Here is a 24,724-nt window from a genome sequence, read left to right on the forward strand (position 1 = left end):
AATGAAGTCTCAAAATATTCCATTATTTCTTACAGGCCGAATTGCTCATCCCAGACTCTTCAATACCAAGCACTATGGATTTTCCATACTTGCAGGCAGATCCATTTTGTTGGCAGACGTCAAAAACGTAAATGTTATCGGAATCGACTTGCTCTACCAGAAAGGTTGATTCCCGGGTTGATGCAATCAGTTGTGCATCTTCAATGCTTTGTCCGTTCTCTCGCTGGAAAACTGTAAAAAATTCATCGGCAGCGTGGAGCAAAGTTCCATCCGCTGTAAGCTCATAAAGTGTCGCAAAGTCTAATGGAGCTGGGGAAGTGTTTTGGTAGGCAGTACGATGACAACGCTCTTGAGCAGCCAAAGCGGGTTTGAACTCTGGATGGGCCTCTTCAAGTTCAGCCTGAAATCTGGTCACCAGATTATTAGCATCTAGAATGCCCCCCCAGAACGTTCCGGTATCGAAAATCTCAGGATAGCGAACAGACTCTTTGATGCGCACCACTGTTTGCTCTGAAGACAGGCCCGGAGCTTGTTGTTTAAGAATCCCCGCAACACCAGCCACGTTCGGCGCTGCAAATGAAGTACCGAACCAATAGCTTTCCTTACCGTCGCCGTTCAGCGTGCGAACCAGTTCACCAAGCGCAGCGACATCGATACCGTCGCCGTAATTGGAGAAGTCTGAAGGGGTACCGCTGCGGCCAACTGAACCTACGGTGATCACCTTGTCACAGTTAGCCGGCGTGTAATTACTGACATCCAGACTTTCGTTGCCAGCGGCGGCGACAATAAGAACTCCTTTAGATGCCGCATAATCAATGGCATCCTGAAGATAGCTTGGGCAACTCGGTGCGGGTGCGCCCATTGACACATTGATGATGTCTACCGGCGAAGACAAGGTAGGCGCCGATCCTGTCGCCTGGCCGGAGAGCCAATAGATACCCGTTGCAAGATCATTCAATAAGCCGGTCCCACAGCTCATCACGCGGGCCGCATAGAGCTCTGCGTCAATAATGCCCGCAACGCCTTCGAAGTTATTGGTGGTTGCGGCAATAATTCCCGCAACGGCGGTACCATGGCTATCAGTGCAGGAGGGATCTATTTGTGGCGTGTAGAAATCCAAACCGGGTCCATCAATTGTTGAGAAATTGTAGCCTCCGGTGAAGACGAGATCAGACACTTGATGGAAACCAGAGTCTGTTACTCCGATTCTGACTTTGCGTTTCTGTGGTGATTTCTTTGCGGCCTCAAGAATGTCATGCACACCAGGATACCGCTGAGTAGGGGGCTGCCACGCATATTGATCGATAAAGGCTGGATCATTTGGCGCGTTCGTAAGGGACTGCGCGCTAGTAACGCCGGGGGGCATGGTTATGGGTGGCGAGGGCATCCTTGGATTTGAAACGGGGTAGTTCGGTTCAACTGAAAGAACGCCAGGATTCTGCTTAAGAAAGGCAGCATAGGCCTCTGCGTCGCTCTCAGGTATAGAGACTACTTCAACGCGTTGACGAGGGGACTCGACGCTTTGAGCGGAAACTTGGTCTGTCCCGTAGCGCACAACCAGAGAAACGCTTTCTTCTTTCGGCTCGGCCGGACTGTTTTGTGGCAGTTTGCGAGGCGCTTCGTCGGCACTGGCAACAAACGTTAGGGAGAGCGCAACGAGAGCAAAAGAGTGTCTATTAAAAAGCATCGCAGCGAATATCCTGTGACAGGTTGGTTCGAATGAGGCTGGCAATTGGGGCGTAAGATTCGTTCAGACTGAACTTGCCATCCTGCCAACTGCCGTAATCGTTGTTCCCTACGAATCGGGAAAAGAAGCCGGCGTCCTCAGAAAACTGAAAAGTGCCGTAGGTTAGCGCCGGTACTACTGCCTCGCTGAAATCGGACACGTCGATCAGCTGTTGAACGCCGTACTCGCCATGGGCTTCTGCCAGAGCATCAATGACATCAATCTGCTGTTTTAGCTCTGAGTCAGCAACAACGCCTTTTTCGTATTCTGAGAATGCAGTGCTGAGTTCATCGAGTTGGGTTTGAAGTTGTGAGTAAACAGGCGAGCTCTCCGGCGAGAATTCATCAAGCAGCCGCAGTTTTTCTGAGTGAGGGATCAAGCCATATAGATACGCGGTATCGACGGAAAAATGATAAAGCGCCAGGTCCTGCCCAAGGCTTAACAGGGAAGACGCATCGTTCATGATGAGTCGGGTTTTTTCCTCAAGCTCCCGGGCTGAAGTGTTTCGTATCTGGATCGCCAAGGATCGCTCGTAAGTGGCGCCATCGGTGTTGAAGGTAACAAGCAGGTTTACAAGCCGCGGCGCATTCACGAACGGAGCTGAAAGAATAAGGCCAGTATCATCTGGCGAGGCGGACAAGGTCAGGTTGATATCTTCTTCCAAAGCGTAACTTTCGATCTCTGCGCCATGAAGGTTTCCTGCCAGTGGTGTTTGAACACCTTCGTCGACCGTGTAGTAGGTGTTTTCAAGCGTTGGAGGTTGGATTGACTGTTTCTCCCCAGTGCTACTCGTATCCCCGCCGGAGCCTCCACCTCCGCAGCCAATAAGAAGAAGTGCCAGGGAGCCTGCTGACAAAAATTGAAGCGTACTGCAGATTCTTTTCGTACTGGCTTTTTCCATGTGCGTTGTAGTTCCTCTGAAAGCGCTTTGACCATGCCAGAATGTTGTTTGTCTTTGCTCTTGTCTGCGTGAGTATTGGGCGTTTCTCACATGACGCTTGAGCGAATGTCTAGTGGCAGTATTTACCGTCTATAGAGGCTACACAAATTTCCGCTTGTGAAATGTAAAGGTGCGTAACTTCGCGTTTTTTTCTGCAAGGAGGCGAGGATTTTGGGCTTTTAGTTACCTGAAATGAGAGAGCCAGCTCTTAGGGCTGGCTCTCTATTCTTGACTATTGAGGGTTAAAGACCAAAGGGTCGTTGTAACCATGTACTTTTTGGAAAGTTGACTCAATATATCGACGTTCTATATAGGCTTGATTTCGCTCATTGTAGTCAGCATATCCTTCGTATTCCGGCTGTTTTATGTAGTCCAGGTCGTATAAGAGCCCAGGCATCACGCCCGCCGTTATCACGTATTGCCCAGTCAGTGGGTAGGGGAGACTGTTGGCGTTCTCGGCCGCAAAAACGGTCAGATACTTGCTCGTTCCCAAATATACATCGTCTGTAACGATGTCCGGGAAATTGATTCTGCCGCTCATGTTGCTTGTGAGAACTGTTCGATCAAACCGCTCAACACTGCGGTTGTCGATAGAGAGATCAGCTGTCAGGTAAACATCGTCAGATCTGTACAGTTGAAGGGCGAAGGCATCGAACGGGACATCTCCCAACGTGTAACTTATGGAATTGGTATCCGCGTCTGTGTCCACCATCGAAAAGGGTTGAAGATCCGCGTAGGCGCTGGCAGAAAGCGCTCTTCCATCGTTCTGCAGAGGCTCAAAAATCGTATTGCCCCAAGTGCTTGGGTATGAACTCTCTCGGTAACTGCGACTGATCTGGAGCAAGCCCTGACCCTGAACGACCGTGGGTACGGAGATCCTGGTGCTGGCCTCGTCCCTGCCAGTAATCATGGTAACAGAGCTTAGAAACGAGTCGGAATCCAACGGCTTCAACATAGACGCAATCTGAGTAAGGGTGGGCTCGATGGGTTTGCTTATACTTTCAACAGGGCTTGCAATCGTTGCCTGCACCAGGCCGCTGGTGATATCCACATCCTCCAGATAAGAGTAGAAGGTTGGCTGACTGTTAAGCTCGCCGTCGGCAACCTGGTTTCCGACGAGCAAGATGGTTGCACTGCTGTCCAGAGTCGTTGATTCCAGAAAGATCCCATCTGCCGGTGCCTCTGAATAGGGCACGTATCCTCTACCGGAGACTGAACCTGCGATGGACGTAAAGCTTCCACCGTTGGAAACACTGATATTGAATTCGAAGTCGTTAGGGTCATCAGGAGCCTCCATCCGCATCGGCTCGCAGTTTGTCAAAGAGCCTTCGTATAAGCGTTCAGCCGGTAACTGAAGGGTATACGGTGCATCAATAAAGCTCCTTTCATAGCTGTAGCTATGGGTTACTGGTACGTCGCCATAACCGATGGATGATCCATATACCGTCACATAATGGCTTTGCGGAATATCGCTTAAATCAATGCTTCCGGAGCTATCTGTTGTTCGGGTTTCGACGAGATTCATATCGGCATCATGAATGTCGACACGCTCGCCGGAGACCACGCACGATTGGGTGTAATCGGTGGTTAATGAAACAAAGCGAAGCCTCGGGGTGTAGTCTGGACGAACCACATCGTTGCCCGGGATTTCGTTGCCGGGTTCTTCGCTTCCGGGATCTTCATTTACTGGATCTTCTGGATTAATCAGTTCGTAGAGCCCAGGAATTTTCAGATCTAAGTTCAACGAATCAAGGACCGCACCCGGCACAACCTGGTCAACCGATGAATTCTCGATCAACGATACAATTTCCGGCAGGTTTCCTGTGACATAAGAGCGAAGAGTGAGTCTGTACTGGTTGTCCGTCAGGTTATTGGCTGCAAGGTCGATTTCACCGTAGAGATCATCAAGCCGAACAAGAAGCTCGGCAATTTCTGCATTGATTCGACTGACTTTCAAACCTTCGGCTGCAATTCCCGAATTGGGGCTAAGGGCTTGCTGTGCGTAAAAGAGAAGAGATTCACGGTCCGTGCCAATAGCCTCGGCAAACAGGGATTCGGAAGCTTCCTGATCCGGATTGCGGGGTACAAGGTTCAGCGCCGGGCTAAGCTGGGTATTGACGAGCATTCCAACGCCAAACTCGAACTTCTCATAATCGAAATACAGCCCGATCGGGTTATAGAGGGTGAATTCACCGGGTATAATTGCTCCGGTCGAATCAGAGCTGGTCTCCGGAGTGATTTTGGCAACGATCTCTGTTCCCTCCAGGCCAGTGCCAGTGGTAAAGGCGAATTTGCCATTCTCATCTGTTACCGTGAATTGCTCACCTGGATCACGTTCACCGTTCAAATTGCGATCGATAAAAACTGTGGCGCCCTCAACGAAGCCGACATAAGTGACCTCACCGCTATATATATTCGATGAGGTGTCGGGACCAGCAACGATGGTGGTGACCAGCTGACTCCCTGATTGGTCAGCTAAAGAATCGGGGTCGAAAGGATCTTCCGATTGAAGCGAAAGGTTTACATCAGCGACTACCGACGAAACAACGGCCTGTATGTTTTCGGAAAGCGTATTGAGGAAAGAAAGTTTGTTCGCTCCGTCAACGGTAAAATTAAATCCAGAGAATTGCGACTCTTGCTTTGCCTGAATGCGTGCTAGCACCTGGGAAATGCGATGAGCGCGCTCGGCATTGGCTGCGATTTCAGGATCATTGCTTTTTTTCAGCTTGATGTAATTCTCTTCTGGCGAGATGCTGAGCCCAAGATCTGCAGCTACCTGATCAGCAGCGGCCTCGAAAGTTCTGCCATTGGCGATCATTTCCCAACTAATCAGACTGGTTAGAGGAGAAACGATTGAGGTGTAGGAATCTAAGTCCTGGGCATTGCCCGCATTTGCAGCTGAAACCCCACCCGTAGTCTTGATCAGTGGCGATCGCAAAGTGTAACCGAGAGGAATCGTCTGATCGTCATCCCGATCAATGGTGACACCGGCAACAGCCTCTGCGATCACAGTGGCGTCGTCTGGAATGGTTTCTGCCGTTGAGAGGCTGAATTCCCCATTCGCCCCTGATCGAGTCTCGGGTTCTGATTCGTCATGCAGTCCATTGTTATTCAAATCGAGGAAAACCCTGGCATCCTGAAGATAGCCATCCATGACTTGGCCTGAAATTGTGACAGGATCCGGAGTCGGCTCATTTGTTGCTGTACTTGAATTTCCTCCGCCACAGGCTGCGAGAAGGGGTGCCATGACGAATGGCATCAATTTGGTTGAATACTTTAATTTCGGCATAAAAGCTCCAGTGCCAGTTTCTTTGCTATCCCAACAAAGCGTTTGTTTTTCTGTTCTTGAATTAGAGCAGATCAACCGCCAACCCTTTGTAAAAAGTGAGAATTATTCTGTAACGATATTTATCGGGTGCGAACCACGCTTTATCCCTCCTGTATGTGAGCTTTCCTCGCTCTTGTTTCAGCTCTCAGATCGACAGCGCCGAACGTTGAAGATGCCCATTCGTTCAACGCTGAATGAACTTTGGCCAATGCAGTGTGCGAGTGACCGAGTATCAAATCCACGTGAGCTTTGGCAAAACATCACATCGTTGACACCCAGATAGGACGAGGTCGATTTTCGAGTTGTGCAATGGTTGTCCGACAGTTGGTGAGGCAGGGATATCGGAAAGAGAAAGCTGCGAGCATTTCTTAAGGTGAACAATTTAATGGTGTGAAAATCACCCAAAAAATATAAATATAACTGATTGATTGTAAATGACTTTATGATGCGCAACTGAGAGTGCAGAGTTTATGAGAAAGAGTCGGTAAGTTTCTGTATTTATTGCAGAAAATTGATTCATAAAGTTCGTCCTGCAACTCCGTGTACGCCGGTTCGATTCCGACCCGCGCCTCCAATTTATTTCCGTGTTGTTACAGCAGCTTAAGTAGACTCAGCTTCCTGCCCATAGTGCTCAGCTGCCATTTGAGGCAAGGCGCGCGTCTATGCCAAAAAAAACGGCCGCGTTCAGCAACGCTTCGTCCTCACTGATCAAACAAGCCTGATTAGACTCCGCGCAGGCCAGGTGGAGTGCATCCAATGTCCTCAGACTTGTCTTTCGTGTCCCGATCCAATGCCCGGCTCGACGGTAATGGTCTGATTCAATAGAGCAGAGGGTGAAGCGGCCGTGGCTGACATCATCATGGAAGGCACTTTCGATGCGATTTGCCTGGGGCTCACTAAGCTCCCCCATGCGAACCCAACGGGCCAAGGCACTTGCAACTTCCACTTCTGTTAAATGACTGATCAGAACTGGCTTGGTCTGCAATTCAAGCAAGGCTTGAATGCTATCGCTAGCATGCTCTTGGCGGTAGTAGGGTAGAACGGCACTGGTGTCGAAGTAGTACATCAATAGCGCTCTTCGTCTCTGAGCTCTCGCACCGTCTGTGCAGAACTTTCTCGAGAAGGCGGTAGCGAAGCTCTTAGCCCTGAACGATCCAGAAACTGAATAGTTTCCGGATAGGCTGCCGTCAGCCGCGCTGCTGGTTTACCATGGCGAAGGATAACAATCTCTTCTCCAGCGGCTACCGCGTCTAATAGATTGGAAAGCTTTTCCCGCGTTTCCCGGACATTAATGGTCTGCATGCTTTCTCCTTCTTTTGTGTACACGTGCAGTGTACACCGATAGAGTTTTGGCTTGCAATTCAACGCCGAAGAATCGTTAAAACCTGATACATGTGAGCACTGCGCAAGATCTTGAGCGCGTTGGACTATTTTGTTGATGTTATTCTGCGGAGCGATCGACCCAGTCTCCAATGGCCCTATGAACAACACAGACCGGCAGAAACTCTTGCTCCAGCCGGCCCCGGTCTGCCTGTCTCAGACGTTGGTAAAGCTTAGCCTCGCTTCCGGTCAATCCTGGCGGAGTGATCGAGGGGGCAGGCTGTGGTTCTTCAACACCACTTGCGTCGGCGAACGTGTCGAAGGTAATCCTGTCCATCAGCAGTGGTGTGAGAAGCGGGAGGTGTTTCCGGGCGCTGGCCAGCATGGTCAGCCCCCAGGTATCGATGTCGCCCCAATAGGCGGTCGCCCGATCTTTCAGCCATGTTGCGTTGAGCCAGGACAGGTTCAGGCCCGACCCAAGTACCGAGACCGTACCGGAGACCCTGGGCAACTGGTGAAGGCAGCGTTCGTTTTCAACCAGTATCAACCGTTCGCCAGGTAAAGGCGTGCTTTGGAGTTCGTGGGCCCGGACCCGCATTTGCGTGAAGGGCAACAACGAGCCATCAAGGTCGGCGACCAGTAACCAGTGGTGGCCGTCGTCTTCAGCGCCCAGAAAGGCTTCCAGCCCGGTTTCGCTGGCCTGGCCGTCGAACAGAATGTCCAGCATCAGCGTTACAAGCTGGCGGTTGCGCTCGAAGAACTTGCTGTCGGTGCCGGCAATAGACAGTGCCCTGAGGGGTTTTCCTTCGGCGCAGCCTGGCTGGAGCTGAAGGGCAACCTTGCCGCTGCGAATAACGTCGCTTTCCGGCTTATCCATGACCAGGCTGCGCCGGCGTATGATCAGTGAGTGAAATCGCGGGTCCAGAACAGAGGCGAGACGGCTGAGTGTGTCGTATTCCCGCCTGACTTCACTGCTGCCTGCGGCCTGCACCCACTGGCTGGGAGTGTCCAGTGTCCAGTGGGTGGGAATGTCGATGGCTTCGCTGGTGCTCTTGAAGCGGACCAGCTGCCACTGGACCTGCCCGGTGGTGACCTCCCGCCATTGCCGCAGGTGTTCTCGTACCTGTGTGACCTTCTCCCGTACCGTCGCGCCCGTGGGCTTGCCGATGGGGAGGGTTAATGGCCAGCCCTGAGGCCGGAGCAGGCGCTGTTCGCGCAGGTCCGCGTTCTGCCATTGGCGGGCCAGGCGGCTTGCCAGTTCAGCCGGGGATTTCATGGGCTTTCCGGGTCATTTTCTCCGCGTGGGCCTCCAGTTCTTCCCAGCTCAGTGAGGTAAGGGTGGCCCGCAGGTCCTTGCGGTGAACCAGGATGGCAGAGCTGGTGTGGGCCCGTAGCAGTCGCATCTCTTTGTTGGGCGTGACGAACAGTGGGTGCAGGCCAAACTCGTTGAGAGCCGAGATGATGCGGCCGGCTACGGCGTGGGAGCTCTTGGAGAAGGCCTCGTCCAGCACGATGGTTCCGAACAGTGGCTGGGTGGCGCCGTCCGGACAAAGCGCATAGCTCAGGGAGGCGGTAAGAATGTAGCTGGCGATGATTTCCTTTTCGCCGCCGCTGCCCCCCTGGGAGCCGGTGCGAGTCTCGATCACCGAGCCGGACTCGCGTTCCAGCACCGAAACTTCGAACTGCAGCCGGTAGCGCGGGTCCAGCAGAGCCCGGGCACCCACGGTGCGCTTGTTGTCTGCCGCGTCCCGCAGCAAGGCCACCATGTTTTGCAGAGCCTTGAAATGGCTTTCGCCCTGGTCGCCTTTCAGGGCATCCGCCCGCAGCTGCCGTTGTGCGCGCTCCAACCTGCGGAGGGATTCATGGGTAACCCGGCGGGGCTCCAGGCGCAGGTAGCGGCCAGGCTGGAAGTCGACCCGCCGCAGTGTGGCGTTCAGATCGGCGATACGTTCTTCAATGATGGCCACCTGGTTCTGTATGTGAGCCAGCAGTTGGGTCACGCCCTGATCCGACGACTGGTTCAGATAGCTGAGGAATCGCTCCAGCTTTTGGGGAAGGGCTTCTTCCTCCAGTACCCGCAGGCGTTCCAGGTATTCCGGAATGTCCTGGATATTACTGCCGGTTTCAATCAGCGCCCCGGTATCAATGGTGAGCGCCTTTTCCATCAGTTGGGTCAGGCTGAGTTCAAAACTCTGGATCTGTTTGCCCAGCTTCCCAATGACTTTGTCCAGTTGCTCTCGCTGGTCCCGCTCCAGGGCTTCCAGTCGTTCGTACTGGTCCGCTTTCGGGGTGCGGAAGTGTCTGGTTGCCAGGCTTTGCTGGTCGTCTGTGAGGCCATCGCCAAGCCGGTCCAGCAGTTCTGTGCAGCGGTCCGTGGCCTGGTTGCGCTTTTCTTTCAGCAGGGCGAGGGCGGTTTCCTGGTTCGACAGCTGTTGTCGGCCTTCTTCTAGTTGCTGGCGAACCGCTTCAAATTCCCCCCGTGCTTTTTCCACATCCGAGTCCGGAGCGGTCAGTGCTTCCAGCCGGCTTTGCAGGGCATCGAGTTCACGTTGTGCGCTGGGCAGGTTGATGGTGCTGAACTCGGTTTCGCCCAGGAGTTCGTAAAGCCTTATCTGATCATTTGTGTCCCTGAGATTACGGCGGGCTGATTCGAGTTGCCGCCCCAGAGCGTCCGCTTTCTTACGGGTTTCGCTCAGTTCGTTGTTGAGCGCGGAGAGACGGTCACGGTTGTTGAAGCCGGTCATCCAGCCCTTGTCGAGCCGCTGGTTGTCCCGTTTTTCAAAATAGCCCTTCTTGCCGGACATCAGGCCCTGTTGGGTCATGCCATGGGGTGTCTGGCGCAGGGTTTCGGGAGAGTCCACGCAGTGTCGGTCGATTTCGGCCAACAATTGTTTCAGGGCTTCCCGGTGAGGATGGTCCTTGAAGTTCAGCTTGCGGGTGAAGCCATCCTTCATGAACTGTGCCGTGGCCTGGGGTGCCTGGGCTTCCAGCAGTCGCACATGAAGGCGGTTGTCACGGCTGTTGACCCTGTCCAGGGCCGATTGCATGGCGGCCGGTGGCACGAGCAGGCGCAGGCGGTGCCCGCCGATAGCCCGTTCAATGGCGCCACGCCAGTCACGTTCTTCGGCTTTGACTTCCACCAGTTCTGCCACGAACGGCAGAATGCTTTCGTCCAGGTTCAGGTCCTGGGCCAGTTCGCTGCGGAATTCCTGGTAACGTCCGTCGATGTTGGACCCGGGCCGGGCCTTGATGCGGTCGATTTCTTCGGTGATTTCCGTCAGGGTTTCATTGAGCTTACCGTGACGAAAACGCAGGTCGAGCAGGAATTCGTCCTGAGTGTCCGCAAGTTCGGACAGTTCGGCCAGCTTTGACTCACCGAGCTGGCGGTTCCGGGCCAGTGCTTCGGAGCTCAGTGTGCTGTCCAGGTCAAGCTTGCCGGTCAGGGTCTGGTAGTCCCTGGCGTGTCGGCCCCGTTCTCCTACCCAGCGCTTCTGTTGGGAGATCTGCTCCTTTAGCTGCTCTATGCTGGCACCACCGGCCTGCAGGTATATGTCTTTCAGGGTATCGGCTTTGCTGTTGAGTTGCTTAACATTGCTGCTCAATGACTCGAGGGTTTCTCTGCCCTTATCAAGCTGGCGTTCCAGGTCCTGTTTGCGGGTGCTCCACAGCTCGTAGCCGGTTTGTGCGAACCAGATCGGCAGGATGTCTTTCAATAACAGCTGCTGGTCAAGCTCTCTGGTGGCACTCTGGTGCTTTTCGTAGGTTTCCGCTATGGGTAGCAGCGACTGGTGTTGTTTTCGGGCGGTTTCCAGTTCGCTGTGGATCGCGGCCAGGTCGTCAAACTCACTGGCCACCTCTGCCGCCCGGTCGAACGCCGAGTGGTCATCCAGCACCAGTTCCCGGAAGATTTCGTCGATGCTGTTGAGCTGCTTCAGGCCCGCGGCGCGGTTGAGCAGAGTGAAGGCATTTTCCCCCACTTCAAAAAATCGCCGTACTTGGGCCAGGTAGGCTTTCTTACTGTCGTTGGCCTGTAAGCCTGGGTTATCCCCGGCGTGTTGCTTGAGCTCCCGGGCGCCACCCTCGTGGTGAATGGCCAGCCAGTTGTCCAGACTCTGGTCATCCCTTTCTGAAAACAGCCATAGGCGTTTCAGGTCGCTGGCGGCAGAGCTGCTGCCGTCGATCCAGAACAGCGCCCCGATGCGAATAGCGTTGTTACCGTTGGAGAAGCGGGCGCTCACGGCTGTTACGGTTTTACCAGCGCGTGCGATATGGCTGTTGTCGCCGGTATTGTTACCGGCACCGGATACGCCCCGAATATAGGAAATCAGGTCACGGTCGCTTTCATGGCCGCCAGTGGAGGCCAGGTTGTACCGGGGCTGGTGAGTCAACAGGGTCATCAACGCGTCCACCAGCGTGGTCTTGCCGCTGCCGGTGGGGCCGATAATGGCGGTGCCTTTCGGGTCGATCTCCGCGCAGTGCCGTCCACCGAAGGGCCCCCAGTTATACAGGTCCAGGTGGGTCAGGATATAGGCCGTGGGCGGCAGGATGTCAGCGGCAAAGAGGTCGGTCTGGGGCAGGCTCATACATCCTCTCCGTCAGCGTCTTGCGGGGCGGACTGGCCGGCCATTTGTCGGAAATGGTGGAGCAGGTTCTGCAGATTTTCCGGGTTCGCCAGGTGGGTGATGATAGGGCGAACGACCACCTGGTCGTTGGCGTCGATGTCCGAGACAATGCCGTGGCTCTTGAGGTTGTCCAGCAGGCTGCGCAGGCGTTTCTGGTCGCGGGTGTCGCTGCCGGTGTCGCCCAGGTACAGCTGCAGTTGGGGCAGTAGCTCATCCAGTTCCACAGTGGCTTCGCCGGCACCGAGACCGGTTTCCTGTTCGTGGGCGATAAAGTGCTGGCGTAGTATGGCCACCAGCAGGGACTGTTCCATGGTCAGACGCTGGCGGCGCACCAGGGGGTGGGACCACTCGTCGTCGTTTTCTTGGCCTTCGCTGAAGAGCCGGTCTGACACGACAAGGAAAGCCAGTCCACGTACGTCGTCCACTTTCAGGCGCAGGTCGAACGGTTCCAGGATCTGGTTGATCGCAGCGGTCTGGGTGGTGGCAACCTGGTAGAGGTTGGGCTTACGGTCTGCTTCCAGCAACCCGTATTTCAGCAGCTCCTGGGCGGTGGCTTTCACATTGCCGGGCGTGTAGTGGCTGGCCTCCGTCAGAGGCGTTTGCTGATCGACATGGGCCAGTGCCTCTGATGTCTGTTGCGGCTCGTCCCGGCCTTGTTGGTCGTCTGCCTGGCTTGTCAGGCGGTCAAAATAGTCAGACATGCGGGTTTACAGCTCCCAGTCGATGGCTTCTGCGTCTTGTCGGGTTAGCGCCAGTTGCGGCACGTGGAAGCGCAGCCGGTGTCCGTTGCTGTCGGTAATATCCACGGCTTCCCGGTCGTCGGTGATTTCCACCTCCGCCTCACGGGACATGGCCAGCCACAGGGCAATGGTTTCCAGGTCGTGAGTGGGCGGCAGGTGAGCCGCCAGGTCGCCGATGCTCATGGGGCGGTCGGTGACTTTCAGCAGTTCCAGGGTTTCCTGGTACAGGGCTTCCCGGTCAAGACCGTCAAATGCCCGCCAGAACTCTTCGTCGACGTCGTCGAGGTTGACGCCCTGATCGGTCAACTCGAGGCCTTGTGCCTGCTCTTCAGTGGCGGACTTGAATCTGAGCCGCTCAACCAGCGGCAGGCTGGAAACCGCCACGGCAATTGGCGGCAGAGGCGTGTCGCCTTTGCGGACCTTGTGGCTGGACCAGTCGATGTTAAGTGCGGTGTTCAGTATACCATTGAGCAGTTCGCCGACTCTGTGGTTCTCGGCGGCCAGCCCGGTTTTCAGGAACCCTTTGACGTCTTTTTCGCTGCGGGCCCGGGCGCGGATGACAGCAGCGGACTCCTGTATCAGCCGGATCACGAGCCAGCGCAATTCATCCTGTTGCTGTCGGGACAGGGCGTGGCGGGTTGCCGGATTCTTCAGGATGGTACGCAACCGGTGTTTCATGTTGTCCAGCTCGATGGAACGGCTAAGTTGCTCACTGAAGTTGTGGAATACCTTGCCCTCGGCGGTTTCCAGCAGGGTGTCGTGGCCGTCCAGCAAGCGGTCAACGATTTCGCCACGGTGATGCTGTTCGCTGACGATGGATTGGCGTAACTGACGGTCTGCGTCCCGATAGGAGTCCTCCACCCGGCGAAAGTCCGCTCGCAGACTGGTGGCAAGATTGTAGACTTCGCGGATGCCTTCTGCGGCTTCGGCTCCCTCCAGCACCTTGAATCGACCGGCTTCCACGTCGGCCAGTTCGTGCTCCAGGTCTCTTATTTTGCGGCGTATATGGTCCGCACGGCTTTGGGCATTCGGGTTCAGACGGGTTTCCAGGTTTTCAATTTCCCGCTGTACCGTGGCGAGGCGAGAGGCGGTGGACGTCATGATCTTTTCATCGAGGCCCTCAACAAAGGCCAGGGCTTTTTGCAGGGCATCGGTGGCCATCAGCCGGCCGTCCCGTTCCACTATCAGCCCTTTGCGAATCCAGGAACGTAGTTCTTTCCTGGCATCGGCTGCCGGGTCGTCGGGGGACAGCTTCAGGTCGTCGCTGTTGGCGTGTTCACGCAGGATATCCGTCAGCATTTGCTGGGCATCCTCGAACAGGATTTCTTCCCGGTTTGTTTCCATCAGTGCCTGCAGGCAACTAAGTACCAGGGGCCCGCGGGTGGCAGACAGAAGCTTCCAGGCCGGATGCTGGTGACGGGCCACCAGGTAGGAGCGGGTTCTCAGGTGGGTTTGTTCGTCCATCGGCAGTGTGCTTTTATCTGGTATCTGGATAACGGGTGGCAGCAAACAGGGCCTGATAATGGCATTTATATGGCGTTCATAATAGTACCGGTGTGATAGCGACCGTAACAACTTAATACCCATCAGACCACCACAGGGGCGGTTTCACCAGAGCGCTTTGTTATCCGGTGCCACCTTTATTCTCCAGGCCGACACCAGGCCGCCCTTGTCATTATCCACCCGGGTCACATACTCTGCTAGAGTCTGTGATTGAGGCAGGTGGTGAGCTGAGGTTGGGCACGGAGGGCATTCCCGTCGACTGGCTGGTGGTCATGCATCGCCTGCCAGGGACTGCGATGCTGGAAAAACAGATCAAGTCCTCAGCCGTGGAATACCAGCGCGTCACGGCGGCGGCCGACTTGCTTGCCCGTTTTTATCTGGATGCCGCAAGCGTCCGGCTCTCGGGGAACCAGTACCTGGAGCGCTTGCGGGAGGGCATCGACGATCACTACCAACAGTTGATTGATTACTCCCTTCCGGAGGACAGGGTCAAACGGGTCCGTGACCAGCAAATGACACTGATTGAAAAACACTCGGCGGTCTTTGCGGATCGCGCAAAGGCCGGCATCCTCGTTGAGGCCCATGGTGATTTGCGGCCGGAGCATGTCTGCCTGACCGAGCCACAGAACGGGCCAAGCTGGCGATCTGGCACCTGGACGACGATTTCCGCGAGAGGCGCGGGCCATGGCGGCAAAAAGCGCTGGATTACCTGAACATAGCCTCCGATTTCGGCAAAGGTGCTGGCGGCTGAAGCGATGGCGCCCAAGAAACCCGGATTCAGGACTCCAGATCTGTCACATCCCTGCCTTCATGCAATGCAGTGATGGTATCGGCTATGCCGGCAGTAATATCCACCAGCTCAACCTTGGTCTTCAGTGATTTGGACGGCAGTGACGGAGTGACCGTATTGCCGAGAATCACCCGGGACAATGCCGGCGAAGACAGTTTTTCCCCGGTACCCTGAGTGAACACAGCGTGCGTGGCGATGGCGATCACGTCCTCCGCGCCCTGGTCTTTGAACGCTTCCGCAGCCCGCTGCATGGTGCCTCCTCCTGCGATCAGGTCGTCCAGGATCAGCACGGTGCGGTTGCGGATATCGCCAACCACGGCAGAACCGCTCATTTCGCCCTGGCTGCGATGCTTCTCCATAAATGCGCTGCCGACGGGGCGCTCCAGCCGATTCGCCAATGACTCGCGGAACAGTTCCGCACGCTTTACGCCCCCTATATCCGGGGACGCTACGGTGATTTCCCTGTCCCCGAGTTCCGGCAGGAGGTAGTCGATGAACGCTTCTCTGGCGCTCAGATGCACTGTCGGGCAGCGAAAGGCATTTTCGAAAGCGGCGCGGTTGTGAACGTCCACGGTCACCATGGTGTCGATCGTCACAGCCTCGAAGAGCTGGGCGACATAGCGGGTGGTGACAGGATCATGGGGCTTGGTTCTCCTGTCCTTGCGGGAGTAACAAAGGTAGGGCGCCACGACATTGATTCGGCCGGCGCCAGCGTCCCGAAGACTGGCCAGTAAAAACAGCAGACGCACGAGCTTGTCGTTGGTGCTGAGGCCATCGCTGCTGTTGAGGGACTGGACCACGAATACATCCCGGTTGCGAACCGTCTCCAGCGTGCGGATCTTGTGCTCGCCGTCTTCGAAATCCCGTTCCTCATGTTTGCCCAGGGGTACGCCCAGGTGGGCGGCCACTTGCGAGGCAAAGTCGCTGCCGCAATCAAGACTGAAGAGTGCTATTCGGTCATCCGGTTTCATGGGGCAAGTCCGTTCGCTTTGGCTGAGGGTATCAACTGCTCTTTTAACTCTAGTCAAAATGCGGATAAAGATATACGAGGCCGAGTTTTCGATCTCTTCATCCCGCTTGCCATCGTCTGGCGTAATCCCAGTCTCATATGCTTCAATGATCAGTAACTAGTCAAGTCAGCTAACAAGGCTGTCTTTGATACCTCGGCGCCTGGTCAACAACAATGAGCACAGACGATAAGATGGTCAAACGCCGGCGCTCTGCTCTACGTGGCCGTCAACTGGAACCGGCGGTACTGTCGGAGCTGCGGGACCTGATCGGTGACGAACGTGTCGATTCGTCATTGCGAGACCGCGATCGCCTTATCGAGCACCTGCATGTACTGCAGGACGCTAACGGTTACCTCTCCATGGCCCGCCTTCGGGCCCTTTCGGCATTCATGAACCTGCCCATGGCCGCCGTCTATGAAACGGCTACGTTCTACGCCCATTTTGACGTTATTCACGATGAACAAGCCCCGCCGCCTGAGATAACCCTGCGGGTGTGTGATTCGCTTTCCTGCCAACTGGCGGGCGCAGGGGCACTGCACGAGGCACTGGCTGATGGGGCTGACCCGAGCCAGGTGCGTGTGGTCCATGCGCCCTGCATGGGCCGCTGCGATACAGCACCTGTGGTGGCCGTGGGACAACATCATGCAGGCAACGCCACTGTTCAGACGGTATGCGCGGCAGTCGAACAAAAGCAGGTTCAACCCGACGAGATCCATTGGCAGAAGCTGGCGGATTATCGCTCGGTAGGTGGTTACCAGTTGCTGAAGGAATGCCGCGACGGTCGGATTACCGTCGAGTCGCTTGCGGAAGAACTTCAGCAGGCTGGCCTGCGCGGCCTGGGCGGCGCCGGGTTCCCCACGTACCGCAAGTGGCAGGCCGTGCGGGCCGAACCCGGGCCGCGCTACGCGGTGATCAATGCCGACGAGGGTGAGCCGGGTACCTTCAAAGATCGCTATTACCTGGAACGAGAACCCCACGTCTTCCTGGAAGGCGCGCTGGTTAGCGCCTGGGCGGTTGAGGCGAAGGCCCTCTACATCTACCTGCGGGATGAATATCCCGGCCTCCTCGGTGTGCTGAAAGACGCCGTTGCCGAACTGGAAGCTGCCGGCATCATAGAACCCGGTTTTGTAATCCTGCGCCGGGGCGCAGGCGCGTACATCTGCGGCGAAGAATCCGCCTTGATCGAGTCCCTGGAAGGCAAACCCGGCAAGCCACGCCATCGCCCGCCATTCGTGGCCCAGAAGGGATTGTTTAACCAGCCCACCCTGGTTAACAACGTCGAGACCGTTTACTGGATTTCCCGCATCCACGCCCAGGGCGCCGACTGGTTCGCCAGCCAGGGGCGGCATGGTCGCAAGGGGCTGCGCAGCTTTTCGGTATCCGGCCGGGTCGCGCGGCCCGGTGTGCATGTCGCACCCGCTGGCATCACCCTCCATGAATTGATCGAGGAATACTGTGGCGGCATGGCCGAAGGGCATCGCCTGCTGGCCTACCTGCCCGGCGGGGCCTCCGGCGGCATACTGCCGGCCAGCAAAGCCGACATTCCGCTGGATTTCGACACCCTGCAGGAACACGGCTGTTTCATTGGCTCTGCTGCCGTGATCGTTCTGTCGAATCAGGACGATTTGCAGGCTGCGGCTGCCAACCTGTTGGGCTTCTTCGCGGACGAATCTTGCGGGCAGTGCACGCCCTGCCGCGTGGGCACCGAGAAAATGCTCACCTTGCTGGAGCGGGATGCCTGGGATGAGCGGACGCTCCAGCAGCTGGCCGGAGTGATGGCGGATGCGTCCATCTGTGGTCTCGGCCAGGCCGCACCCAATCCGGTTCTGAGCCTGCTGCGGGACTTCCGCAGCGAACTCGCCAGCAGCAACCTGATCGCGAAGGGTTAGGGGAGGCAGCCATGAGCCATTCCAGCACAAGCTTTACCCTGACACTGGACGACGTGGAAGTTCAGGCCTACCACGGCGAAACCCTCTGGCAGGTGGCCAAGCGCGCCGGCGAGACCATCCCCCACCTGTGCTTCAAAGACGCGCCGGGTTACCGAGCGGATGGCAATTGCCGTGCCTGCATGGTGGAAGTGGAGGGTGAGCGGGTGCTCGCCGCAAGCTGTATCCGCGAGGCCAAGCCCGGCATGGTGGTGCGAAGTGCCGGTTCCACCAGAGCCCAGGAAGCCAGGAAAGGTGTTCTGGAATTGCTGCTGGCCGATCAACCTGCGCGAGAGAGCAGCCCCGATCGTTCAAGCCATCTGTGGGAAACGGCGGATCAACTGGCCATTGATGCCGGCGCGGTGCGCCAACGTCTGCCGGCTCGTTCAGAGCGTGACGAGCCAACGGTTCACCATGTTGCGCCGCGATCGGATTCGCTGGCCCACGCACGAGGCCATGACGCCACTCACTCTGCCATGAACGTGAATCTGGACGCCTGCATCACCTGCGGATTGTGCGAGCGCGCCTGCCGCGAAGTGCAGGGCAATGATGTGATCGGCCTGGCGCACCGTGGTGCAGAGTCCAAGGTAGTGTTTGATTTCGATGATCCCATGGGCGACAGCACCTGCGTTGCCTGTGGCGAATGCGTGCAGGCCTGCCCGACGGGCGCGCTCATGCCCGCCACCCTGATCGATGCCCAGGGCCGCGGAGACTCCGCCACCGCCGACCGCACTGTAGACTCCGTTTGCCCCTATTGCGGGGTGGGCTGCCAGTTGACCTATCACGTGAAAGACGAGCCTGCGCCTGCCGAATCAGAAACAGGCGAGCAGCGAGGACGCATCCTGTTTGTGGAAGGCAAAGACGGCCCATCAAACCAGGGCCGGCTCTGCGTGAAAGGCCGTTTTGGCTTCGATTACCCCTCGCACCCGGCGCGGCTCACCCGGCCGCTGATTCGCCGGGAGGGCGTCCCCAAGGGGCTCGACCCGGACTTTGATCCGGCCAATCCGTTAACGCACTTCCGGGAGGCAAGTTGGGAAGAGGCGCTGGATCTTGCGGCAGGGGGCTTAACCCAACTTAAAACCCAGCACGGACCGGATGCACTGGCCGGATTCGGCAGCGCCAAATGTTCCAACGAAGAAGCCTGGCTGTTCCAGAAGCTGGTGCGCACGGGTTTCGGTTCGAACCACGTTGATCACTGCACGCGGCTTTGCCACGCCAGCTCCGTGGCCGCATTGATGGAGTGCCTGGGCTCTGGCGCGGTGACCGCTTCCTTTATGCAGGCACTCGAGGCGGATGTGGTCATCCTCACCGGCTGCAACCCGGCCGTGAACCACCCGGTGGCTGCTACCTACTTCAAGCAGGCGGCACGAAGCGGCACCAAACTGATCATTATCGACCCTCGGGGCCAGGCGCTGGATGCCTATGCCTGGCGCAGCCTGCGTTTCTCGCCGGGTGGCGACGTGTCACTGTTCAACGCCATGCTCAATGTGATTATCAGCGAAGGACTCTTCGACCAGGCCTACATTGACGCCCATACCGAAGGCTTTGAGGCGCTGGCGGCCAGCGTTGAGGGCATGACACCGGAGGTGATGAGCCCGGTCTGCGGCGTTGAGCCCGACACCATTCGTGAAGTGGCCCGAGCCTACGCCCAGGCTGATAAAGCGATGATTTTCTGGGGCATGGGTATCTCCCAACATGTGCACGGCACCGACAACGCCCGATGCCTGATTTCCCTGGCGCTCACATGCGGCCACACTGGCCGGCCCGGTACCGGCCTGCACCCATTGAGGGGGCAGAACAACGTGCAGGGCGCCTCCGATGCCGGTTTGATCCCCATGGTACTGCCCGATTACCAACCGGTGGGGGATGCCCAGTTGCGCGCCGCCTTCGAAGAGCTCTGGAACGCCGAACTGGACCCGAAGCCAGGACTCACCGTGGTGGAGATTATGGACGCCATCAAGGCAGGCACCATCAAGGGCATGTACATCCTCGGCGAAAACCCCGCGATGTCCGACCCGGACCTGACCCACGCCCGGGCCGCGCTCGCTGCCCTTGAGCACCTGGTGGTACAGGACCTGTTCGCCACCGAGACCGCCCAGTTTGCCGACGTTATCCTGCCTGCCGCCGCCTGGTCGGAAAAATCCGGCACCGTCACCAACACCAACCGCCAGGTGCAAATGGGCCGTGCCGCACTGGCGCCGCCGGGGGAGGCAAAGCCTGACTGGTGGGTTGTTCAGGAAATCGCCCGGCGTTTCGGGCTGGCCTGGAACTATGCCGGCCCCGAGCAAGTGTTTGAAGAAATGAAGCAGGGCATGCACTCACTGGATCATATCTCCTGGTCTCGCCTGGAGCGCGAAGGGTCCGTCACCTATCCATGCCCCGCGGATGGCGCCCCGGGCCAGGATGTTGTCTTCTCCGATGCCTTCCCGCGCGCAGGAGGCCGTGCCAGATTCTCACCGGCCAGCCCGCTGCCACCGGACGAGCCGGTGGATGAGGCTTATCCCATCGTGCTCACCACCGGGCGATTGCTTGAGCACTGGCACACCGGCGCCATGACCCGTCGCAGCCGGGTGTTGGATGAGCGGGAGCCGGAAGCGGCAGCCTACCTGGCACCAGCGGAGCTGGATCGCTTGGGCGTAGCACCGGGCAATGACATTCTAATTGCCACTCGGCGCGGCACCATCACCCTGACGGCGCGGTCCGACCAGACCATGCCGGAGGGCATGGTGTTTGTTCCCTTCGCCTTTGTCGAGGCGGCAGCGAACGTGCTCACCAATCCGGCCCTGGACCCCTTCGGAAAGATCCCGGAGTTCAAGTATGCAGCCTGCAAGTTGAGCCCGGCGTAGCTTCCCAGGCAAACAGACTCCTCCAGAACGACGTTCTTTGTCGTACCGCCTCTGTAAAGTTGTCGCGGGTAGTCTAGAATAACGCCAAAATTTCCAGATCTTTCAGGTAGATAAAATGCCAAAGTTTTTGCATACGGCAGACTGGCAGATGGGCCGGGCCTTTACCCGTTTCGAGACCGAAGACGGCGCAGCCCTGGTCGAGGCCCGGTTTGAGGCCATTGAAACGCTTGCACAGCTGGCCAACGAACATCAGTGCGATGCGGTATTGGTGGCCGGTGACGTCTTTGATGCACAAACGGTCTCCGATCGCACGATCCGGCGGGTATTCAACGCTACCAAGGGGTTTACCGGTCCCTGGGTCATGCTGCCAGGCAACCACGATGCCGCCCTGGCAGAAAGCGTATGGACACGAGCCCAACGCCTGGGTGCGGTGCCGGAGAACGTCCATCTCGCGCTTCAACCTGGCGTGATTGATCTGGAAGACCCGGGCCTCAGCATCCTCTGCGCGCCGCTGACTCAGCGCCATACCTACGGCGATCTGACTGAGCCATTCAGCGGCTACGAAACACCTGAAGGTTTTCTGAGAGTCGGCCTGGCCCACGGCAGCGTCCAGGGTCTGCTGCCGGACGAGATTGATTCCACCAACCCGATTGCACCAGGCCGGGCGGAAGCGAGCAGGCTCGATTACCTGGCCCTGGGCGACTGGCACGGCACCAAACAGATCGATGAACGCACCTGGTACAGCGGAACCCCCGAGCCGGAACGGTTCCGGAACAACGAAGCGGGGAATGCCCTGATCGTTGAAGTGTCCGAACCCGGGGCAACCCCGACAGTAACCTCACTCCCAACGGGGCGGTATCAGTGGCACCAGTGGCGGGAAACCCTGGCCGTCAACTCCGATCTTGAGCAGCTGCTGGAGCGTTTGAACGCCTTGCCGGAATCCGCCGTTGTTGATCTGCGCCTTGAGGGCTCGGTGACCCTGGCCGGCGAAGAAACCCTTTTGAAGGCCTTGTCGGTTGCCGAAGCGCGATTCCGCAGCCTTCGTTGCGAGCGGAGCAGGCTTCAGCTTGCACCCACCGATGAAGACATCTCGGCCCTGAAAGCGGATGGCTACGTGGGCGAGGTGGTTGAAAGCCTGCGTGAGCGGCAGGAAGGGGCCCAGGATGATGTCGCCCGGGATGCGCTGGCCATTCTGGCGGGGCTGCTCAGGGAGCGGGAACAGGAGGTGGGGCAATGAAGCTGCAGCGAATGCGCATTGAACAGCTGCGCCAGTTCCGCAAACCCTTTGTTCTGGACAACCTGCAACCCGGCCTCAACCTGATCCACGGCCCCAACGAGTCCGGCAAAAGCACCCTGGTACGTGCCATCCGCGCCGCGTTTTTCGAGCGTTACCGTTCAACGGCCGTAGACGACCTGCGCCCGTGGGGCGACTCCGCCGCGGCGCCCACCATTGAGCTGAATTTCGAGCACGACAGTCGCGTTTGGCGCCTCACCAAAAGCTTTCTTCAGCGCAAACGGTGCGATCTGGTTGTCGGCACCGAGACCTACAGTGAAGACGACGCCGAAGAAAAACTGGCTGAATTACTGGGCTACCAGTACCCGAAACGGGGCGCCAGCAAAGCCGAACACTGGGGCATACCGGGATTGTTGTGGGTGGAGCAGGGCACCGGGCAGGACATCGAACAGGCCATAGAGCATGCCGGCGATCATCTGAAGTCTGCACTGAATTCCATGGTGGGAGAGGTGGCCAGTTCCGGCGGCGATGACCTGATCGAGACCGTCCGTAGCCAGCGGGACACCCTGCTTACCGGAACCGGCAAGCCCCGGGGCGATTACCTGAAACTGGAAAAAGACCGCGCTCAATATGAACTTGAAATTGAAGAGCTGAAGGAGCGGGTGCACAAATACCAGGAACAGGTCGACCGGCTTGGCAAACTGACCCAGGATTATGATCAGGCCGAGGCGGAGCGCCCATGGGAAGACGCCCAGCGACAGCTGGAGGAGGCCCGGGTGCGCTATCAGCAGGTTGAGCGCCTGGAGCAGCAACAGAACCAGGAGAAAGCCACGCTCAGTCAGCTGCAGCAAAACCACCGCCTGTTGCAGCAAAATAAGGAACACCTGGAAGGGCTCAGCCGCCAGCTTGAAGGCCGAGAAGCCGAACTGGACCGAGCGGAGCGAGACCTCTCCACCGCAGAAGCCCAAACTCCGATGATTGCAGGCCGTTTGAGCGAAGCCAGAACCGCCTATGAGCAAGCGGAAAAGCAACGCAAACTGGCGGGCTTGCTGCAAACGGGACAAAGGCTGGAGCAGGATGTCCGCCGGCTTGAACAGCAAAAACAAGTGCTGACCCAGAACCTCGCCAAAGCAAAGGAATACCACCAGCAGCTGGAGCAGGCCAGGCAGCAGGCCAGAGACAACCGCATTGATTCCGCCGCGGTCAAAAACCTGAAAGCCACCGCGAACCAGCTGAACGAAGAAACCATCCGTTCACGAACCATCGCCACCCGATTGAGCTGGCAGTTGGAGCCCAATGCATCATTAACACTGAACAACGAGCAACTCACCGGGCAGGGCGAGCAGCAGCTTCTGGAAGAATCCACCCTGGTTATCCCGGGCGTGGGTACCCTGGGCATAACCCCCGGCGGCGAAGAGCTTGCCAGCACCCGCCGGAAGCTTAAAACCCTTGAGGACAGCTTCGCCGAACAGCTGAAGACCCTCGGCGTGACATCCGTGGAACAGGCCGAAGACCGGCTTTCAGCCTTCGAAAGTGCCGGAAGAGCCCAGAAGCACGCCGAAGATTTGCTGAAATCCGTGGCACCGGCCGGCATTGAGCAACTTGTCTCCGAACAGAGCGAGGCGGAAAGCGAACTGGCGAAAGCCAAAAGCCAGTTGCAGGCCACGCCAGAACCGGACCAGAAAGAGAACGTACCCGCCCTGGAGGAGGCAGAAGCCGCTTTCGTTCAGGCCGGCACCGCGCTGGACAAGGCCGAATCCGATGAGCGTGAGCACCAGGCAAAGCGGTCGGCACTGAAGCAGGCGCGGGACAACGCTAAAACCGAATGGCAGCGGCTGGCGGATGAAGAAAAGAGCCCGGAACGGCAACAGCAGCTTCAGCAAATCACCACCGACCTGGCGAACCTCGAAAAACAACAGGCCGAGCTGCAAGCCAGCCTCGAACGCCGCGAACGGGAAATCCGCGAAGCCCGACCGGACTTTCTCAAGCAAGACATCGAACGCTACCAGAATGCGGTCAATCAACTACGCCAGACCCAGGAAAACCGCGGGCGTGAGCTCAGGGATATCAAAGTCAGGCTTGAAGCCTGGGGTGCCGAAGGGCTGGAAGAACAGCTCAATGAGAAAGAGGCGGAGTACGACCAGTGCAATCGCCGCTATCAGGAATTGCACCGCCGCGCCCAGGCCCTGGATCTGCTGCTGAACCTGCTCACAGAAAAACGCCAGGCCCTCACACGCCGCCTGCAGGCACCGCTGCAAAAGCACCTCAACCATTACCTGTCGGTGCTTTTCCCCGAAGCCTCCCTGGAAGTCGACGAACAGCTCCGGCCCGGCACCTTCAGCCGGGGCAGCGAACTGGGGCAGATTACCGAACTGAGTTTTGGCGCCAGGGAACAGATGGGCCTTATCAGCCGCCTGGCCTATGCCGATCTGCTGCGGGAAGCCGGCAGGCCAACACTGGTGATACTGGACGACACCCTGGTGCACAGTGACAGCGACCGCCTGGAAGACATGAAACGCATCCTGTTTGATGCGGCCAGCCGGCATCAGATATTGCTGTTTACTTGCCATCCGGAGAAGTGGCAGGACTTGGGGGTACCGCCGGTGGATATTCAGGCTTCGAAGGAGCTGAGTGCTTAGCTAGTATGTTCATTGTGGATTATGTGGACCGGTGCACTTGGGTTTGGTTAATGTGCAAATAGATCGAAAGCAAATGGTTTTTCATGAGAAAGGGGAGTTTA

Annotated in this window: 15 protein-coding genes; 5 read left to right on the forward strand and 10 right to left on the reverse strand. The window is 57.3% G+C overall.

The window, feature by feature from the left end:
- Window positions 1-22 precede the first annotated feature (22 nt).
- The 9 genes from ACGK9W_RS05675 to ACGK9W_RS05715 form a co-directional block, all read right to left on the reverse strand.
- The gene (locus tag ACGK9W_RS05675) at window positions 23-1,687 is read right to left on the reverse strand and encodes a S8 family peptidase (protein ID WP_405419592.1); all 1,665 of its coding nucleotides are present in this window, start codon (window positions 1,685-1,687) and stop codon (window positions 23-25) included.
- Window positions 1,677-2,627 (reverse strand): hypothetical protein, encoded by a 951-nt coding sequence (locus ACGK9W_RS05680; RefSeq protein WP_405419595.1) that lies wholly within the window; start codon window positions 2,625-2,627, stop codon window positions 1,677-1,679. The genes ACGK9W_RS05675 and ACGK9W_RS05680 overlap by 11 nt, the downstream gene beginning before the upstream one ends.
- Window positions 2,628-2,898: 271 nt before the next feature.
- Window positions 2,899-5,955, reverse strand: a complete 3,057-nt coding sequence (locus ACGK9W_RS05685) for a hypothetical protein (protein ID WP_405419598.1) — start codon at window positions 5,953-5,955, stop codon at window positions 2,899-2,901.
- Window positions 5,956-6,625: 670 nt separating this feature from the next.
- The gene (locus ACGK9W_RS05690; RefSeq protein ID WP_053115271.1) at window positions 6,626-7,060 is read right to left on the reverse strand and encodes a type II toxin-antitoxin system VapC family toxin; all 435 of its coding nucleotides are present in this window, start codon (window positions 7,058-7,060) and stop codon (window positions 6,626-6,628) included.
- Window positions 7,060-7,296, reverse strand: a complete 237-nt coding sequence (locus ACGK9W_RS05695) for a type II toxin-antitoxin system Phd/YefM family antitoxin (RefSeq protein WP_053115272.1) — start codon at window positions 7,294-7,296, stop codon at window positions 7,060-7,062. The genes ACGK9W_RS05690 and ACGK9W_RS05695 overlap by 1 nt, the downstream gene beginning before the upstream one ends.
- Window positions 7,297-7,435: 139 nt before the next feature.
- Window positions 7,436-8,590 (reverse strand): Wadjet anti-phage system protein JetD domain-containing protein, encoded by a 1,155-nt coding sequence (locus ACGK9W_RS05700; protein WP_092032614.1) that lies wholly within the window; start codon window positions 8,588-8,590, stop codon window positions 7,436-7,438.
- The gene (locus ACGK9W_RS05705; RefSeq protein ID WP_008174487.1) at window positions 8,574-11,897 is read right to left on the reverse strand and encodes an ATP-binding protein; all 3,324 of its coding nucleotides are present in this window, start codon (window positions 11,895-11,897) and stop codon (window positions 8,574-8,576) included. Before ACGK9W_RS05705 ends, ACGK9W_RS05700 begins: the two co-directional genes overlap by 17 nt.
- Window positions 11,894-12,637, reverse strand: a complete 744-nt coding sequence (locus tag ACGK9W_RS05710; protein WP_008174489.1) for a DUF4194 domain-containing protein — start codon at window positions 12,635-12,637, stop codon at window positions 11,894-11,896. The genes ACGK9W_RS05705 and ACGK9W_RS05710 overlap by 4 nt, the downstream gene beginning before the upstream one ends.
- A 6-nt stretch (window positions 12,638-12,643) precedes the next feature.
- Window positions 12,644-14,140 (reverse strand): DUF3375 domain-containing protein, encoded by a 1,497-nt coding sequence (locus tag ACGK9W_RS05715; protein WP_405419604.1) that lies wholly within the window; start codon window positions 14,138-14,140, stop codon window positions 12,644-12,646.
- A 245-nt stretch (window positions 14,141-14,385) separates the two neighbouring features.
- Here ACGK9W_RS05715 and ACGK9W_RS05720 point away from each other — a divergent pair, with 245 nt between their 5' ends.
- The gene (locus ACGK9W_RS05720) at window positions 14,386-14,892 is read left to right on the forward strand and encodes a hypothetical protein (RefSeq protein ID WP_405419607.1); all 507 of its coding nucleotides are present in this window, start codon (window positions 14,386-14,388) and stop codon (window positions 14,890-14,892) included.
- 64 nt (window positions 14,893-14,956) lie between these two features.
- Here the strand turns inward: ACGK9W_RS05720 and ACGK9W_RS05725 are convergent, their stop codons facing one another.
- Complete coding sequence (locus ACGK9W_RS05725) at window positions 14,957-15,940, reverse strand: ribose-phosphate diphosphokinase (protein WP_405419609.1); 984 nt, start codon at window positions 15,938-15,940, stop codon at window positions 14,957-14,959.
- 212 nt (window positions 15,941-16,152) lie between these two features.
- On the opposite strand from ACGK9W_RS05725, the gene ACGK9W_RS05730 reads away from it, so the two are divergent.
- The 4 genes from ACGK9W_RS05730 to ACGK9W_RS05745 all read left to right on the forward strand — a co-directional run bounded on the left by ACGK9W_RS05730 (window position 16,153) and on the right by ACGK9W_RS05745 (window position 24,623).
- Window positions 16,153-17,868: an NADH-ubiquinone oxidoreductase-F iron-sulfur binding region domain-containing protein gene (locus tag ACGK9W_RS05730; RefSeq protein ID WP_405419612.1), complete on the forward strand. Its 1,716-nt coding sequence runs from the start codon at window positions 16,153-16,155 to the stop codon at window positions 17,866-17,868.
- Between the two features lie 11 nt (window positions 17,869-17,879).
- Window positions 17,880-20,750, forward strand: coding sequence for a formate dehydrogenase subunit alpha (gene fdhF, locus ACGK9W_RS05735; RefSeq protein ID WP_405419615.1), 2,871 nt, complete (start codon window positions 17,880-17,882; stop codon window positions 20,748-20,750).
- Between the two features lie 115 nt (window positions 20,751-20,865).
- Window positions 20,866-21,987, forward strand: a complete 1,122-nt coding sequence (locus tag ACGK9W_RS05740; RefSeq protein WP_405419618.1) for an exonuclease SbcCD subunit D — start codon at window positions 20,866-20,868, stop codon at window positions 21,985-21,987.
- On the forward strand, window positions 21,984-24,623 hold the full coding sequence (locus tag ACGK9W_RS05745) for an AAA family ATPase (protein ID WP_405419621.1): 2,640 nt from the start codon (window positions 21,984-21,986) through the stop codon (window positions 24,621-24,623). Before ACGK9W_RS05740 ends, ACGK9W_RS05745 begins: the two co-directional genes overlap by 4 nt.
- Window positions 24,624-24,724 lie beyond the last annotated feature (101 nt).

Origin of the sequence: Marinobacter flavimaris, from assembly GCF_045057155.1 — a bacterium.
Classification (GTDB): Bacteria; Pseudomonadota; Gammaproteobacteria; order Pseudomonadales; family Oleiphilaceae; genus Marinobacter; species Marinobacter manganoxydans.

Coding starts and splice junctions, on each gene's coding strand:
- ACGK9W_RS05745 (WP_405419621.1), top strand. CDS start 21,984: ATGAAGCTGCAGCGAATGCGCATTGAACAGCTGCGCCAGTTCCGCAAA.
- ACGK9W_RS05675 (WP_405419592.1), bottom strand. CDS start 1,687: ATGCTTTTTAATAGACACTCTTTTGCTCTCGTTGCGCTCTCCCTAACG.
- ACGK9W_RS05690 (WP_053115271.1), bottom strand. CDS start 7,060: ATGTACTACTTCGACACCAGTGCCGTTCTACCCTACTACCGCCAAGAG.
- ACGK9W_RS05715 (WP_405419604.1), bottom strand. CDS start 14,140: ATGGACGAACAAACCCACCTGAGAACCCGCTCCTACCTGGTGGCCCGT.
- ACGK9W_RS05695 (WP_053115272.1), bottom strand. CDS start 7,296: ATGCAGACCATTAATGTCCGGGAAACGCGGGAAAAGCTTTCCAATCTA.
- ACGK9W_RS05730 (WP_405419612.1), top strand. CDS start 16,153: ATGAGCACAGACGATAAGATGGTCAAACGCCGGCGCTCTGCTCTACGT.
- ACGK9W_RS05710 (WP_008174489.1), bottom strand. CDS start 12,637: ATGTCTGACTATTTTGACCGCCTGACAAGCCAGGCAGACGACCAACAA.
- fdhF (WP_405419615.1), top strand. CDS start 17,880: ATGAGCCATTCCAGCACAAGCTTTACCCTGACACTGGACGACGTGGAA.
- ACGK9W_RS05705 (WP_008174487.1), bottom strand. CDS start 11,897: ATGAGCCTGCCCCAGACCGACCTCTTTGCCGCTGACATCCTGCCGCCC.
- ACGK9W_RS05725 (WP_405419609.1), bottom strand. CDS start 15,940: ATGAAACCGGATGACCGAATAGCACTCTTCAGTCTTGATTGCGGCAGC.
- ACGK9W_RS05700 (WP_092032614.1), bottom strand. CDS start 8,590: ATGAAATCCCCGGCTGAACTGGCAAGCCGCCTGGCCCGCCAATGGCAG.
- ACGK9W_RS05685 (WP_405419598.1), bottom strand. CDS start 5,955: ATGCCGAAATTAAAGTATTCAACCAAATTGATGCCATTCGTCATGGCA.
- ACGK9W_RS05680 (WP_405419595.1), bottom strand. CDS start 2,627: ATGGAAAAAGCCAGTACGAAAAGAATCTGCAGTACGCTTCAATTTTTG.
- ACGK9W_RS05740 (WP_405419618.1), top strand. CDS start 20,866: ATGCCAAAGTTTTTGCATACGGCAGACTGGCAGATGGGCCGGGCCTTT.